Genomic DNA, 16,578 nt, shown 5'->3' on the forward strand with positions numbered 1-16,578 from the left:
GCAGCGATAGTATTGTGCAGGATAAACGGGAAAATTTAGCAAACATCCGGGTTTAGATTTTAATGTAAATTTTTCTTTTATCCATTAGGTAACCCACGAACCAGCAGAGCAGCATAAAACTCACCGCAAATACAAGGGTACCAAATGCACCCGGAAAAATCACTTGGTAAAAAACTTTATTAATCCAGTTATAGAAACTCAGGCCATGCTGAACTTGAACCAGTTGAAAAATTACAAGCAGCAACTCTGATAAAAGATAAATGGCTAAAGAATTTCTCCCAAAAATTAAAAAGAAGTTTGTTCCCCATTTAATGTTTTTGAGTTCGATGGCATAAATCAATATACCAAGTATTACTAAATCCAGCCCGATAGTAAGTAACACAAAAGAACTGGTCCATAGTTTTTTAGCAATCGGAAAAAATTGTCCCCAGAATAAGGCCAATCCAATCAATAATGCACCCATCATCAATAGTTTGGCTATACACTCAAAATTTTTTCCCTTCCGTTGAATATAAACACCTGCCAGATAGCCGGCAATAACGTTAACAATACCAGTGATGGTACTCAATAATCCTTCCGGATCGAAAGCTATCGGCCCGCCATGATCGTGGTATAAATGGGCATCGCCGAGGATGAGAATATCAAGCTTGGTGCCTGCATTACCCAACATGCTGTACTCTTCTCCTGTTGCCCCGAACAGCAGCAAAAATACCCAATAGAGCAGCAGTAATATTATAGAAATGATAATCGCCGTTTTATTTGAGCAATAATGCACAATTAAGGAACCAAAAAAATAACACAAAGCAATTCGTTGCAGCACACCCATAATACGGGTATTGGATAAGGCATTGAATACCCAGCTATCATTATCACGATGCATAAATGGAAACCAATACATCAGATAGCCCAGCAAAAAAATGATGAGCGTACGCTTAAATATCTTGGCTAAAAAAGCAGAATTGCTTTCAATCTTTTTCTTAGAGAAGCTTAATGCATTACCTACTGCGAATAGAAAAGATGGAAAAACGAGATCTGTGGGTGTAAATCCAAACCAGGCCGCATGATCCAAAGGTGACCATACCACCGCACCAGACCCAGGAGAATTTACAATAATCATGAAACAGATGGTCATTCCCCTGAATATATCGAGCGTGGTAAATCTATTGTTTGATAATTCCATAATGGTCTTATTGATGTATTTTGTTGGAAATATGCTGTTATTTAATTTCTTCTGTTTGTAGGTTATAAGTGATTTTGCTGGATGCGGTTTCCATCATTATCTTCACTTTGCTGGGGATTTTACCGTCTTCATCATAAATAACGATTTCATTCAAGCCTTCTTTTAACCAGGGTTCCGGAATATACATGCCTACATCGCCGATTTTTTCTGGATATCGCCCCAGGTTATGCCCGTTAATCCAAACCGAACCATGCCCCATACCAAAAGGATGAACCCTCCACACCAATTTCCTATCGGCTATTTTTTGCTGGTTGAAAGTGGAACGATACCATTGTGGACCATTAAGCGAATCAATACCTGCCAGAATTTTCCAACTTGCGGTAGTATCTTCAGGATCTACACCATTTTTCATGTTCCAAACTTTTAAAACAGTTCCACCTGCCATCGTATTTATTTTTACAGGTTGATCGATGCCGCCCTCGTTACTTACATTTTCTATAAAAACAGAAAGTTCAATCGGATGCGCTAAAATAGCTGCATCTGTAATTTTATACTCAAATGGAATATTCCATCCTTCGTGTCTTAATACTTTTTTGCCGTTAATAAACAGGGTTGCATTTTCATCCGTACTTTTAAAAGTTATAATTAGGCTCGGCAGGCCTGGTTGGGCTTTAATAATAGTTTGAAACCAGCCATAGCCCTCTTTAAGTCCGAACGCATCTGCTCCAATTTTATATCGGGCTGTTTTGAGCGTATCAAGTAATGGCGGGCCACTTTTAATGGCCATGGAATCTACAGCGGCGGTGAAATACCATTTATCAAGCGTAGAAATAAATGGCCCTCCTTTTTTAATGCGGGTAACGCCAGAAAGCCCTTTTTTATCTATCTCCGTAATGGGGCCAAGGTAAGCTGCGAGTTTATCACGGCCATCATGGGCCGTAATAAAGGCAAGATTATGCATGCCTTTTTCCAGGACGAGGGTAAGCTCGCCGCTTCTGATCTTCCAATTGGTTACCAGTTTTCCATCTACAAACACCGTTGCTCGGTCGCCACCTTCAGACTGTAAGGTATATTTACCCGCTAAAGGTGCATTAAATTTTGTGCGGTACCAGGCAGAATTGGTCAGGTTTCCATCCATACCCATCTGTAATGGATTTTCACTAGCTAACCATTTCCCATTATGTATTGTGGATGAAGAAAAAATTGCGGCATCCTTGTTTTCCCAGGGAGTTAAATGAAGTAGCGAATCTATTTTAAGATCCTCAATCGGTAAAACAGTCATTTTTTTAAATCCATCTTCGAGGTAAAGCATTGCCTGGGTATCTTTTGCGCCAGCCAATGGATAGCTTGCCGCTGCCTGAAAACCTAAGCTACTCAACTTCGTTTCACCAAGATAGGAAACACCTGTAATTATCGCCTCTTTTCCTGTTTCGGATGTGATCCATGTTTTATCGGTCGCCGCTTTATCCAATACCACAATTCGAATTAGTTGATCGCCTGCTTTAAAAAGATAAAAAGAAGATTGTTCCGATGGTTTAAAAACCGTATTTAAAGTGACGTTTTTGCCGCTTACTTTCAAGTCGCCAGAGTTAACGGTAGATTTTACAATTGCTTTTAAAGTCGTAATAAGATTCAGATAGATTGGATCACCAGCATTTGCTTCTACCAAAATAGTTGTTGTATTTTGCTGTTTAACAACACCGAATATTCTGGATAATCCCCAATTTAATTCTACTTTATCATTTAATTTAAACTGATGTACAATTGGATGAATTTCGCCGGGCAATAAGTTAATGGTAAATGGAGGCAAACCTTTAACCGTAATCGTTTTTATTAACTGTTTTTCAGCCGGATTATCAAGAAAAATCAATGTTCCCGCGTCGCTCTTCCTTGCGCTAATCTGGAGTGTAGTATCTTTTTTTAAGTATTGATAAGCTGCAGATGCATCGGTACTGTTTTCCAAAATTTCCTGGAAGCTACGTGCAAAATAGCCAGCACGTTTAAAAGTAAAATAAAGCGGACGCAAATCTCCTGCCTGTCCAACCGCAGCGCCATAATCGTATGAGGCTGCATCTTCATCATTATTTGTGTATCCAAAGTTAGAGCCACCATGGGCCATATAAAAGTTATAGCCGTTGCCGCCATGGGCAATGATTTTCCATGTTCGTCGATCGTAAAGTGGCGCATCTGTCGGTTTAGCACCATACTGTGAATACCAAACGCTCCAAAATTCTGTAGAAAACCAAGGATTTGGTCTTTTAGGATCATCCAGTTTTCCATTTCCGGCAGGATCAGTGGCATGGTGTAAGCCGCTAAAAAAGTAAGGCACTTCCATGCCCATGGCCAGCGATTTGCTTTGCAGGTGTTTAAAGTAATCATTGGGCATATCTGTTCCCCAGCCTTTTGGATGTTCATTTTCCAGTTGTATCAAAATCACAGAACCACCTTTAGTAATCTGGTGTTTTATTACAATAGGTAGCAGCCGATCAAAGAAACGATCTACATATTTTTCAAATTCTGCATTATCTTCTCTCACCCGCAAACCAGGTTTAAATCGAAGCCAGGTAGGGTATCCACCCTGATCCCATTCTGCACAATAGTAAGGACCAACTCGCACAATTGAATAAAGGCCTAATTCTTTGACTAAAGCAAGAAACTGATCCAGATTTTGATCGCCATCAAACTCAAATTTCCCTTCTAAAGGTTCATGATAATTCCAGATGGTATATATCTCAATACAATTAAAGCCTCCGCGTTTAAGTTGTAGCAAACGCTCCCGCCACAACTGATGTGGCACCCGAGCATATTCCATCCCAGCCGATACAATAAAGGTTCTTTTCTGATTGATCAGAAAGCCTTTACTGTCAAAATCACTATAGTTCTTTGCTTCAGGAAGTCCGTGAAACATATGATCATTTACTACTTCCTGCGCATTGGTAAACATAAAAGCAAAAAGGCCAAGCAGCAGCAAAAGTAAAGATCTACCGCATTGCATCGTGTAAGAAATACGGAGTGGCCTAACGCAATTTTTATTTCGCATACGCTGCTTTTATCGTATCGTTATATTTGGCGTAAAGTTTTGCAACTACTTCAAACGAATTGCCTTTTATTTTATCAGAATAGGCATTGTCATGCAGATTAACCCATTTCCATTCCCAGTTTTTTACATTTTTATCAAATGCTTTTAAATCAACTGTTGTTCCTGTTTTAAACGATTGCTCTACAGTTTTAAAGAACATTTCCCATCTTGGTTTATAATATCCTTTAATTAACCCTGCCCATTGGCGGTTAGAATATTCTCTTAAACCGCTTTCTTTATCACCCCATAAGGTAACAAGATCTCGAGCGTTAAATTCATATAAATTCCGTTCTTTTTCTGTAATGCCGTTTGCCCTTGCTTCATGAATCCATTTTCCCAGCAGAAAATCTTTTCGGGTAGCTAACAACAGGTCCATATCGTCTAATAGTTCCAGGAATTCTTTACTGTATTTTTTAAAGGCAATTTGATCTTTGGCCTGGTAAGCTGCTGCCATTTTCTGTTGTAGCGGACTTGCATAATTGGCCAATACTTGCCTGGTTACATCTACCAGATCGTATTCGAAACCATCGCTGGTTTTTAGTTCATCTGCATTGGCGGTAAACAAACCCCATACTTTAACCAATTTAAGCGGGTCGTAGGATAATCCCGTCAGTACCCTGTCAATCTTCTTTTCAAATGTTGGGCGGGCCACAATAATTGATTCATTTCCACCTTCTGTCAATCCTCCGCTGTAAACCGTATTCAGCAAAATATTCCATGCCTCATCCAGTTGCGGTAATTGTTTACCATACCTTCTCTTTGCGTAATCTTTCAGCCATTCCTCCACATCAATCGGCGTATCTCTCCAAACATTTTCAAGCATCAGGCCAAATAATGCAGGGTTTTGTTCAATTCCTTCGGGAGCCAGCCCAATACCGACCATCTTTTTTGACTCAGGATCATGCAGTGCAATGGAAGGATCGGCTGCCACATGGCGCATTCTGCCAAAGAGGCTGATGTTGCCCCCAAAATTCTGGAGCATATTCCAAATCCATGGTTTACCATAATAGGCATCAGTACGGTTCCATACCGGGTGAGCATCGCTATACAAATCAAGTACAATCATTTGGTCATCAGGAACTGCATTTAGCAAAGCTTTAACCTGCTGTGGCTGCCAGAATTTATTGTTGTAATGAAACATCCATCCTTGCATTACCCAAATCGCTTTAGGGTCGGCGGCAGCCATAGAATGGAAAACCTTTTTACTCATGTCGCTCAGATAAGTAGAGTCGTTGGTTGGTGGAATGTTCTCATTAAATGTATCAGAAGAGTACAGGTGATCTGTTCCAAATTCTTTAGTCTGTGTTTCGATATATTGTTTTCCTATTTTCTCGAACAAGGTATCTTGCGGATCAAGAATAAACACATCAGGAAAACCGGCATCCCAGTTTGTTCTTTTTACTTTTGCATTAGGAAATTTATCTTTAAAAGTTGGCGGCACATGACCGGTAAAAGCAGATAAAACAGGTTTCATCCCGAAGGATCTTTCGCGTTCGAGAATTTTTTTCTGCAATTCTTTATGCGAATCCATCCAGTGCTGTGGCAACGGACCACCCCAGGCATCAATATTCCCCATCCATAGCCACGAAAAATAAGCCGGACCGCTAAAAAAGCCCTCGAGTTCTTTATCGGTAAAGCCCATTGAGCGGTAAACATCTCTCCATATTGCTTCCTCTCCTGTAATGGCAAGCGGCATGTTTATACCATTTAGTGCCATCCAATCGATTTCTTTCTGCCAACGTTCCCAATCCCACCAAGCCATACTGTAATTGAATGTGCAATAGTTTAAATAATAACGGTAATTGTAAGGCGTGTTCTTATGGATTTTTTCAGGCAATTGTGGTAAAACAGCTGGAATATTCAGGTTAGTGCCATTCCAGCCAATATCACTGGAACAATAGTTTTTTAAGTAATAATTCAATGCAGAAGCAACAGATAATCCATTGTTTCCCCGAAGAACAATCTTGCTGTTTCTGGACTCAATTTCAAAAACATCTTTATCATTTTCCTTTGGAATTTCTTCTACAATAAATGCTTCCGCACGGTTGGATACGATGCGCTTTAAAAAGGCAGCAGTATTTTGCTGGTCTACCTGGGCTATCGCTGTTGAACCTGTTGCTGCAACTGCCAGAAACAATAAAATCAGATACCTATGCATCATAATTGTTAAAAATTGGGATTTTGTACCAATACACCTCCAGCTTTGTCGATTTCTACCTGTGGTATTGGATAATAATAATGTTTAGGACGAATAAATGTAACTGTTTTTCCCTGGTCTATAGGTGCTTTTGAAACTACAAGATTATAGATTGCAGCAATATTAACCAATCCTTTTTTATCCCAGCGCATTAAATCCTGGTGCCTTTCTCCTTCTCCAGCCAGTTCTACACGTCTTTCATGAATCAATTGAGTCATTCCGGCACCACTTACAGGTGGTAAGAGCGTTGAAGCCCTTCGGCGAACCTGGTTAATAAGCGCATCTCCGGCACCTGCACCCTGGGTACGGATTTTTGCTTCGGCAACCAAAAGGTAAATATCTGCAGAACGCATCAACGGAACTGCATAATTATGATCAACACCATTACCTTCAGCAGAACCAAATGGATAGAATACAGCATATTTTCTAAATGCAAATCCTGTAGAAGATAAACTGCTTGTAAAAGTCTGATCATTTACACCATCCCCAATATTAATCTTGTCGCCAACACTAAGCAGTGTAGCGGCCTTACGTGAATCATTTGCTTCAAATTCGTTGGCTAAACCTTGTAGTGGTTGGCTAAAGCCATAACCTCCCCATGCTCTGGGGATGTAATAAATGGTATAATCGTTTTGAACTACGTTTTGTAAGCCTTGCACAGAAAAAAGAATTTCGGTACTATTTTCGTTTGCCCGGGTAAAGTTTTCCTTATAGGTAGCTGCTAAATTATAATTTGGGTTATCAATTAAACGCTGACCCGTGGTAATGGCCTCCGGTAATTTTTCCCAATACATATAAAGTTTTGTAAGCAATCCTAAAGCAGTTCCTCTACTAACGCGGCCTCTATCCGTTGCGCTATAAGATTCAGGCAGCATGTCAACCGCTTTTAATAAATCAGCTTCAATTTGTTTCCTTACTTCCTCAATACTTGATTTAGGTTTATTAAAGGTTTTGTTTGTAAAATCTGATTCAGAAATGATAGGCACGTCTCCATAAATTAACATCAGGCGCCAGTAGCCAAAAGCACGCATAAAATATGCTTCGCCCATACTTCTCTTCCGAACGGCTTCGTTCATTGTTGCAATTTTAGGGATATTAATAATTGCATTAGTCGAACGGTTAACGGTTTCGTATTTATATGTCCAGCTGAATCTTACCTGTGCGTTCGACGCATCGTAGGTTAAATTTTCTATCGCTTCATCTTCCGAATGGTCGCCCGAGCGCCAATAGTCATCAGAAGCTACATCAAAAGTGGTTTCGGCATGACTGATATAGTCTTCCTGCTCCAGAAGGCTATATATTCCTGAAACTGCATTTACAGCATCGGTTTCATTTCTAAAATAATTGTCGGTATTGTAAACACCTTTCTGATCAAGATCAAGATTTTTCTTGCAGGCTGTAGCTAAAAATACAATCGCTGTTAGTACAAGAATATTTATTTTCGTTTTCATAGGATTATAATTTAAGGGTTAAACCAAATGTAAATGAACGTACTGAAGGGTACTGAGCAACGTCAACACCTCTTTGTCTGTTGCCATCTGTATAACCCAATTCTGGGGTATAGCCGGTGTATTTTGTAAGCATAAACACATTTTGTCCGGTTACATATAGCCTCAGGCTGCTGAAGGTTGTCTTTTTAATCAGTGTTGATGGGAAAGTATAACCAAGTGTGATGTTTTTTAAACTGAAATAACTACCATTCTCAATGAATAAATCCGATGTGCGATAATTATCATTCGAACGGTCGAGCGACATTCTTGGAATGGTATTACTCGTTCCCGGGCCAGTCCATCTTCCAATGGTTTCACCATATAAATTAAACGAATAGGTAGGATCTATGCCCTGCATCCGGTCGGCATTGTACAAGTCTACACCGAATACACCAGTAAAATTAGCTGCTAAATCGAAGTTTTTGTAAGATACACTACCCTGAAGACCCATAGTGGCTTTAGGGTTTGGGTTGCCCAGGTAAGTTCGGTCTTTTCCATCAATTAAACCATCTCCGTTTACATCGAGGAAACGAACGTCTCCAGGTTTGATAGAACCTTTTCGCGAATCATTTGCTAATGCGGCATCGTTATCTATTTCAGCCTGGGTTTGATATAAGCCATTTGTTTTCCATCCGTAGAAAGAAGAAATTGACTGTCCCTCGTATGTTCTTGAAATTTCCTGGCTTGAACGGCCGTAAACTTTTGATGAAATATAAGCACTTTCTCCGTAAAGTTTGGTGATTTTATTTTTGATGAAAGCACCATTTACACCAACAGAATATTTTACCTGATCACCTGCACTATAGTTAATTTCGGCCTCTATACCACGGTTGTTCATCTCTCCGGCATTCACATCTGATGCGATTGTTGTACCGGCGGTACCTACCTGAACTGCCGGAATCAGCATTTCTTTGGTGTCTTTATTAAAATATGTTAGGGTTGTATTCAGTTTATTTTTGAGGAATCCGGCTTCAACACTCATATTCGTCATTGCCGAACGTTCCCAGGTAATATTAGGATTAGCTGTTTTAGTGATTGCTGCTCCATTATATCCTGCACCGCCAAAAGTATATCCATTGGTTCCGTATGTATTTCCAACCAGAATAGAACTTACATATTGAAATGGCGTTACGTTTTGATTACCCAATTCGCCCCATCCACCTGTTACTTTTAAATTGCTGATCCAGCTTATATCTTTCATGAAACTTTCGTTAGAAATTCTCCATCCCACAGAAAAGGCAGGGAAATATCCCCATTGTTTACCTGGTGCAAAACGAGATGAACCATCGGCTCTAAATGTCAGCGTAGCTAGAAACCGGCCGTCGTAATCATAAAAACCTCGTGCAAATACCGATTCTAAAGCGGTAGGATCATCTGCAGTGCCAGATGCGGTTAATAAAGTATTGCCTTGATTTAAAACACGTTGATCAAAACTGGTATTATCATATCCAATTCTTGCTGCGCTGAAATTGCTTCCCTGAAAGTTCTGTTTAGAATAGCCAGTTGTTATTGTGATATGGCTTTTATTAATCGTTTTATCATAAGTAAGAAATAAATCAAGTAAATTTGAATACGCCTCAGATTCCGATTGGGTTAAACTAGAGTTGGTAGTAGGTCTTGCCTGGTTTACATCCAGAATGTTAAAATTGTAACCTCTGCCAATCGTTCCGTCAAAGCCGTAGTTGGCACGGAATTTCAAATCTTGCATGATATTTACCTCAGCAAATACATTCGCAATTACCCTGTATTTTCGGGTATAAGCATCTGTTTGTTGTATGGTTGCATAAGGGTTATTAATGTCTCCAAGTTGATTGGCAAAAGCTTTGGAAGTCCCAAAACTACCGTCATCATTTATTATCGGAATTGCAGGATTAAAACGTAGGGCTGAGAAAATTAAACCAGCTTGAGAATCATTATTATTAAATGAATTACTCTCTGTAAAAGTGCCCTGTATGTTCTCCCCTACTCTTAACCATGATTTTATTTTATGCTCTGAGTTAATCCGGGTGCTATAACGTTTAAATCTTGCTTTATCAACAACACCTTTTTCATCGTACATCGAAGCAGCAAAATAATAGGTAGAGGTTTCATTTCCACCCTGTATATTTACATCACCACTGTTCACCTTACCTGTGCCCAGAATTGCTTTCTGCCAGTCGGTACGTTGTGTAGCGTAATAGGGATCATCCCATGGGGCTTCTATTGTAGCGCCATCATTAGCGTAGCGCTCTCTTTTAAGCATATATAAATCTGGTGCGGTTAACAGGTTAATATAACGGGTAGTATTGGAAAAACCAGTGTAGGCGTTTACCGATGTTGATAATTTCTGACTATAACTACCCTTTTTTGTGGTTACCAACACCACGCCATTTGCCGCTCTTGTACCATAAATAGCACTTGAAGATGCGTCTTTTAAAATCTCTACTGAGGCGATATCGTTTGGATTTACATCACTTAAAGCATCTGGATTACTGGAAGGAACCCCGTCGATTACAACCAAAGGGTTGGCATCGTTAATGGTTCCTGTTCCGCGGATTCTGATACTTGGGGCAGCACCTGGCGAACCATCATTGCGTAATATGTTAACCCCTGCGGCACGACCATCTAAAGCTTGTGTAACTGAAGCAACCGGCAGGTTCTGAATATCCGAACCTTTAACACTGGAAATAGAACCGGTAACATCTATCTTTTTTGTGGTACCGTAACCCACAACCACTACTTCGTTAAGATTTTGATTATTCTCTGATAGTATTGTCGAAATTACCGATTTACCACCAATAGGAACAGTGGTTTTCTGGTAACCGATATAAGTAAATTCAAGAATACCATCTCCGGGAGCGCTAATAGAAAACTCTCCATTATCGTTAGTGGTTGTTCCGATAGTAGAGCCTTGTAATTTTACGCTCACGCCAGGGAGCGTAACTCCTTTTGCATCCGTAACTTTTCCCTTTATTACCGATTGTGCAAAGGCAGTTTGGAACTGTAAAGAAAGCAGTAACAACAATATGATTATTGCCTTAAATGGTTGGTAGAAATTAAACGAGCGGCTGGCATGTAAAAATGCGAAAATCGTTTGTAAATGTTTCATCAAATAGTTTGTTTGAATACTGTACGATATAGAGAGCATTTAATCTGCCCTGATTTACCACATCAGCATAATGAAAATAAATTTATTTTTTCTGTAAATCATAAAGTCTTTCTGACTTTGATGCAAGTCGATTACGAATCTGAAGTGAAGGTCTTGTTCATTGTCTGGTTTTTAAGTTTTGAATACTTATAGTTGTTTTGGCTAATTGCAAATAATTGGTGGTTCCTTTTGTTAATTACACCTTACTTTAAAAAGGTTAACATCTTAAATCCCTAAAATCATTCTTATTTTAAAGTTATGTAAAAATAGTTTATAAAATAAAAATATTCCTATTTTTTTTATAAAACAAATTATAATTGAATATTTTTTATAAAAACTATAATACTTATTATAAAATTTAATAAAAGAAAGCTATTTTTGTTTCACAACTATTTAAATACGCAACCAATATGGATATATCATTTCGGCCTGATTACTTTTCTGTAGATGAAATTAGACTCCGTAAACTGAGTAACATAGAGAGAAAAAAATACCTTCAAAAAATTAAAATACTCAAATATATCTACCAGAATGGAGTTGCAACGGTTAGTGAAATCTTCAACGCTGTTGGAATTAGTTCCCCTACATGCTTAATTCTTCTACATGAACTGATTGCTGATAATGTTTTGGAGAAAAATGGTAAAGGGGAATCTGTAGGAGGTAGAAAGCCAGATATCTATTTATTAAGAGATGCAACATTTTATATCGTCAGTATCGATATGGAAAAGTTCAGGACGAGGGCCGTTATCCTCGACAATAACAATAATTTCATCACAACAATTCATACTTTAGGTAAGGGAATCAGCAAAGATGAGTCGACGCTTACAGACCTTTATACTTTTATCAATGAACTGATATCTTCTGCTAAGATCGATAAGAGCAGGCTGGTTGGAATAGGCATCTCAATGCCAGGATTGGTTGATACAGAAGCGGGAGTGAATTATACCTATTTAAGACCAAAAAGTAAAGAAAAAACATTGCAACAAGTATTGGAAGAGGCCTTCGGCTATCCTGTATTTCTGCAAAATGACGTGAAATGTGCTGCCATCGCAGAAAGTAAATATGGATTGGCAAAAGGAATTAGCGATGCCCTTGTGGTATTGATGGATTGGGGTGTTGGATTAGGCATCATCATGGATGGTAAAATGCGTAAGGGTAGCAGAGGCTTTTCCGGAGAAGTTGGCCATATTCCATTGATGGATGAAGGCGCATTATGTTATTGTGGCAAAAAAGGATGTTTGGAAACTGTAGCTTCGGGTGTTGCACTCGCAAGAATGGCGAAAGAAGGCATTAAATCTGGTCAACATTCCTTGCTGAATGAATTATCAGATTATGAAGTTGAAAAAATTGAACCTCATTTGGTGATTGATGCCGCCAACAGGGGTGATCAATATGCAATTAGTATCCTGTCTGTAGTTGGTAATAACCTCGGTAAAGGTATCGCCACATTGGTACAGCTCTTTAATCCTGAACTCATTATTTTAGGCGGTAAAATGGCGGAGGCAAAGCAATACATAACAATTCCAATCATACAGGCGATTAATACTTATAGCATGACTGAAATCAGAGAAAATACAAGAATTGACACTTCAGAGCTGGGTCAGGATTCCTGCATTCTAGGTGTTGCGAGTATGGTAATTAATAGCATTATTGAAAGACAAGTCCGGTTCGCTGAAATATAGAAAATTAAAAAAACACTATTAATTAAGTTATGCAACGCCTTATTCTTATCTATTTCATCGTTTTTATTTTTGCCAACACGTATTCATTTGCCCAAATAAATAATCAGGCACCAATTTGGGGTCAATGGGAAAACTGGGGAGATAACAGAAATGGCACTTACAACAACCCCATATTACCTGCCGATTATAGCGACCTCGATTGCATCCGCGTAGGAACTGATTATTATGCGGTTTCATCCACATTCCAGTATTCGCCAGGATTTGCAATCCTCCACTCAAAAGATATGGTGAATTGGGAAATCATAAGCCATGCAGTAAACGACATCACTTCAATTTCTCCGGAAATGAACTGGGATAAAATGAACAGGTATGGAAAAGGAATATGGGCGGGTGCTATACGTTACCATGATAAAAAATTCTGGATCTATTTCGGCACACCCGATGAAGGCTATTTTATGACGACTGCCGAAAAACCCGAAGGTCCCTGGCAACCCCTTCATCAGGTATTAGCTAAAAAGGGATGGGACGATTGTAGTCCTTTTTGGGATGATGATGGGCAAGGTTATTTAGTGGGAACAAACTTTAGCGATGGTTATAAAATCTACCTTTTTAAAATGACAGCTGATGGCAAAGAACTGATTGAAGGCTCTGATAAAGTTATTCATCAGTCGGAAGGAAGCGAGGCCAATAAATTGTACAAAATTAATGGTATTTATTATCATTTTTTTAGTGAGGTAAAATCCGAAGGCCGAACTATCATGATGGAAAGGTCAAAGAATATTTATGGCCCTTATACCGAGGAAAAACAATTGAGCCATGCCGAAAAGCAATTTAATGAACCCAACCAGGGTGGTATGGTACAGACCCAGAATGGAGACTGGTATTTTCTTACCCATCATGGTACCGGCGATTGGTCTGGGCGAATTATGAGCTTGTTACCGGTAAGCTGGATTGATGGCTGGCCAATTATCGGAAAGGTTGGCCAGGACAAGATAGGTTCAATGGTATGGTCTGGTAAAAAACCAATTAACCCTGGCGTAGTTTATGAACCGCAAACGAGTGATGAGTTTAACCAATTTAATTTGCCGCCACAATGGGAATGGAATTACCATCCAAGAGCAGAAAAATGGTCGTTAAAAGAAAGAGCCGGTTGGTTAAGGCTCCGTGCATTCAAACCCATTGAAGCAAACAATCTGTTGAAAGTAGGAAATACCCTAACCCAGCGTACATACCGCACAAAAGCAAATGAGGTTATTATAAAAATAGATTTCAGCGGAATCGCCAATGGTCAAAAGGCCGGACTTTCGCACTTTGGAGCAACTGCATATACTACTTTAGGAATTGCATGCGAAGGTAAAGTAAGCCATTTAGAACTAAATATAAAGGGGAAAATTACAAAAGGTCCTGTATTAAACGGTCAAAAAATTTGGCTAAAATCAACCTGGGGATTGGATGGCAAAAGCCAGTTTTATTATAGCATGAACGGCAAAAAATATATAACTTTCGGAAAGCTTTATCAAATGGAATGGGGCTCGTATCGCGGCGACCGGATAGCGATTTACAATTATAATAACCTGTCAGATGAGGGCTATATTGATGTCGACTATTTTCATTACACCTATAGTAAATAACCGGAAAGCCATGCTCATAAAATTATAGCTGGACTGTTTAAGGATTATGAACTATGCATCCGGATATAAAGCATTAATATCATTGATTAACTTTTGAAACTTGGTTTCGGTCTCATCACTTTCAATGAAATAATTTAAGGTATGTGCAATGACTTCGCTTTCAGAAATTTTAAAAACTTGGAGGCCGAGTTCATAAAATGCCTGTGGGCTAAAAGCAAAATTATTCACTTTAAATGCCCGTAAAAATGCCAGGATTTCCCATTGATATTGCAAGGTAACTGGGAAAGCCGAAATGGAAGAATCACCCTGTTCATCCGGATTCAAAACCAAACGCATACCAAATGGCAAATCAAGGCCAATATTTGACGTTACAATATCCAGGCTATAGAAAGCAGCATCTCCCCTTTGACTTTTGGAGTACTGCAGATTTTTATAATGAATCCTATCCAGAAGCAGATTTAAACCATCTTCTGCGAAATGCAAAAATTCAGGCAAATCATCTACTGTAATCATTTCTGATAAGGCTGGATAGTATCTTTTGGTTACGGGCTTAGTGGTTGGCATTTGCTTGTAATCTAATTGTTCAAAATCCAGTTTAAAATTTTGGCTATATTTTTTGCATCATCAACACCTCTGTGGTGAGTACCTTCTAAAGGCAAATCTAATAGCTCTAGTGCACCTGCCATCCCATGTTCATGATCAAGTTTTTTCTTTAAGGCAAATAGTGTTTTAACATTGATGTGAGATGGACTAAAAGGATAACCTACATCTGTTGCAGAACATTGTCTCTGGAACTGTTTCATATCATAAGCACCAAAACTTGCCCAAGGATAACTTTGTGATAAATATTGCTTTTTTAATAGCGTACAGGCTTCGATAAAGGAAATACCATCTTGCGCAACCATTTCAGGAGTTATTGTTGTAAGTTCTGTACAGAATGTGCCAATCGTCGAACGCTCTGGTTTTACCAAAACCCCTTTATTATCCGAGATCTCTCCAGATTTTAAATCCAATAAACAAATGCCTATTTCTATAATATCACTTTCCATACCCTCTGGATTTGCACCGTCCCAGCAGGTTGCCTCTATATCTACAATTAGTATTTTATCTAATTTCTTTGCCCTATTTTTAAATAATTGGCCCTGTAGGGATTAATGGTTCAGAAAACTGGTAATATTCAAATCCCTGCCAAGTAAATTCCAAATCTGGGTCAACACCTATATTGTGTGCATAAAAATCAGATTGATACTCTTGAAGATTATTAATATGGAAGCAGGTCCCGTCTGCGTTATATTCAAATTCATAAAGCTCTTTTCCATTTAAATCATAATAAATTTTGATTGTACTTGTATGTTTGATAGCATTTGAAGGTAAATCAAAATAATGCCTGCAAATCGTCTCGTTGATGGGGATTATCTCTACGTAAATCTGTTTATCAACTAAAATTTTATCCTTATAACTTAGACACTCAAAAAGTTTATAGTCTCCTTGTTGTGACTCAATCTGAAAAGATGCATGTGGATCTGAATCTAAAATTGATTGCACATTGTCATGAGAAATCAAATTATAAGATGTAACAACGAGTACGCCTTTAGAGTACGTCTCAATTTTAGTTAAGATTTCATCATCATAATGTTTCAATAAATAATCACCTAATTTATTAACTTGATTTTCAAAAATTTCATTTCCAAAACGATTGGCATATATTTGTTTTGTGCTCATCTTTTTAAAATTTAATATATGGGGGGGTATCGAAGCCTTTTTTCTTTATTATTATTGAAATGTCCAATTCTCCATTAGGAAAAATGCCTCTTTCCCCTTGCTGGCGCACGCGTGTCGCGTGTGCATTAACCCAAAAAGATTATAAGTATTCTATTTCAATTAACCCTTTACCGCCACTATAATCTATAGCAAACTATATTTCCAATGCCAGGCTTCATTTACAAAACCTGCTACAACCGGATTATCATGCAGATAATCTGCTTTCTGTTCAATCACTTCTGTACTCCATAATTCAATTGGTTTATTATTGTGCTGCCAAAACTGGCTTCTTGTTACATTACTAATTTTAAGTCCTGCCCGCTCAAATAGCCAAAGCATCCATTCCTTTCTAATTCCTGACTGTTTTCTTTTATCGCTTTTACCAATGCTTTAGAAGTGTGTTCTTTTATTCTTCCAAGTATTTTATCAGG

The 16,578-nt window shown here is 38.6% G+C and carries 11 protein-coding genes; 2 read left to right on the forward strand and 9 right to left on the reverse strand.

What is annotated here, in order from left to right; translation table 11 throughout:
* Positions 1-52: 52 nt before the first annotated feature.
* The 5 genes from IEV50_RS14390 to IEV50_RS14410 are packed head-to-tail and all read right to left on the reverse strand — an operon-like array spanning position 53 to position 11,034.
* Complete coding sequence (locus tag IEV50_RS14390) at positions 53-1,180, reverse strand: acyltransferase family protein (RefSeq protein WP_188415579.1); 1,128 nt, start codon at positions 1,178-1,180, stop codon at positions 53-55.
* Between the two features lie 37 nt (positions 1,181-1,217).
* A complete protein-coding gene (locus tag IEV50_RS14395) occupies positions 1,218-4,175 on the reverse strand; it encodes a beta-galactosidase (RefSeq protein ID WP_188415581.1) in 2,958 nt (985 codons plus the stop codon).
* 34 nt (positions 4,176-4,209) lie between these two features.
* Positions 4,210-6,420 carry an alpha-N-acetylglucosaminidase gene (locus IEV50_RS14400; RefSeq protein ID WP_229746745.1) on the reverse strand — a complete coding sequence of 737 codons (2,211 nt, stop codon included), beginning with the start codon at positions 6,418-6,420 and terminating at the stop codon, positions 4,210-4,212.
* A gap of 5 nt (positions 6,421-6,425) precedes the next feature.
* Positions 6,426-7,907 (reverse strand): RagB/SusD family nutrient uptake outer membrane protein, encoded by a 1,482-nt coding sequence (locus tag IEV50_RS14405; protein ID WP_188415583.1) that lies wholly within the window; start codon positions 7,905-7,907, stop codon positions 6,426-6,428.
* 4 nt (positions 7,908-7,911) lie between these two features.
* Positions 7,912-11,034 carry a SusC/RagA family TonB-linked outer membrane protein gene (locus IEV50_RS14410; RefSeq protein WP_188415585.1) on the reverse strand — a complete coding sequence of 1,041 codons (3,123 nt, stop codon included), beginning with the start codon at positions 11,032-11,034 and terminating at the stop codon, positions 7,912-7,914.
* Between the two features lie 449 nt (positions 11,035-11,483).
* Here IEV50_RS14410 and IEV50_RS14415 point away from each other — a divergent pair, with 449 nt between their 5' ends.
* Together IEV50_RS14415 and IEV50_RS14420 are read left to right on the forward strand one after the other, a co-directional pair.
* The gene (locus tag IEV50_RS14415; protein WP_188415587.1) at positions 11,484-12,755 is read left to right on the forward strand and encodes an ROK family transcriptional regulator; all 1,272 of its coding nucleotides are present in this window, start codon (positions 11,484-11,486) and stop codon (positions 12,753-12,755) included.
* Positions 12,756-12,784: 29 nt separating this feature from the next.
* Positions 12,785-14,386, forward strand: coding sequence for a glycoside hydrolase family 43 protein (locus IEV50_RS14420; RefSeq protein WP_188415589.1), 1,602 nt, complete (start codon positions 12,785-12,787; stop codon positions 14,384-14,386).
* A 51-nt stretch (positions 14,387-14,437) separates the two neighbouring features.
* Here the strand turns inward: IEV50_RS14420 and IEV50_RS14425 are convergent, their stop codons facing one another.
* From IEV50_RS14425 to IEV50_RS14440, 4 genes are all read right to left on the reverse strand, one after another.
* Entirely contained in the window at positions 14,438-14,950 is a 513-nt protein-coding gene (locus IEV50_RS14425; protein WP_188415591.1) for a hypothetical protein, read from the reverse strand.
* Between the two features lie 11 nt (positions 14,951-14,961).
* Entirely contained in the window at positions 14,962-15,489 is a 528-nt protein-coding gene (locus IEV50_RS14430) for a 3'-5' exonuclease (protein WP_188415628.1), read from the reverse strand.
* 25 nt (positions 15,490-15,514) lie between these two features.
* Complete coding sequence (locus IEV50_RS14435) at positions 15,515-16,108, reverse strand: hypothetical protein (RefSeq protein WP_188415593.1); 594 nt, start codon at positions 16,106-16,108, stop codon at positions 15,515-15,517.
* A gap of 183 nt (positions 16,109-16,291) precedes the next feature.
* Complete coding sequence (locus IEV50_RS14440) at positions 16,292-16,486, reverse strand: hypothetical protein (RefSeq protein ID WP_188415595.1); 195 nt, start codon at positions 16,484-16,486, stop codon at positions 16,292-16,294.
* Positions 16,487-16,578 lie beyond the last annotated feature (92 nt).

Origin of the sequence: Pedobacter mendelii (assembly GCF_014635725.1) — a bacterium.
GTDB lineage: Bacteria > Bacteroidota > Bacteroidia > Sphingobacteriales > Sphingobacteriaceae > Pedobacter > Pedobacter mendelii.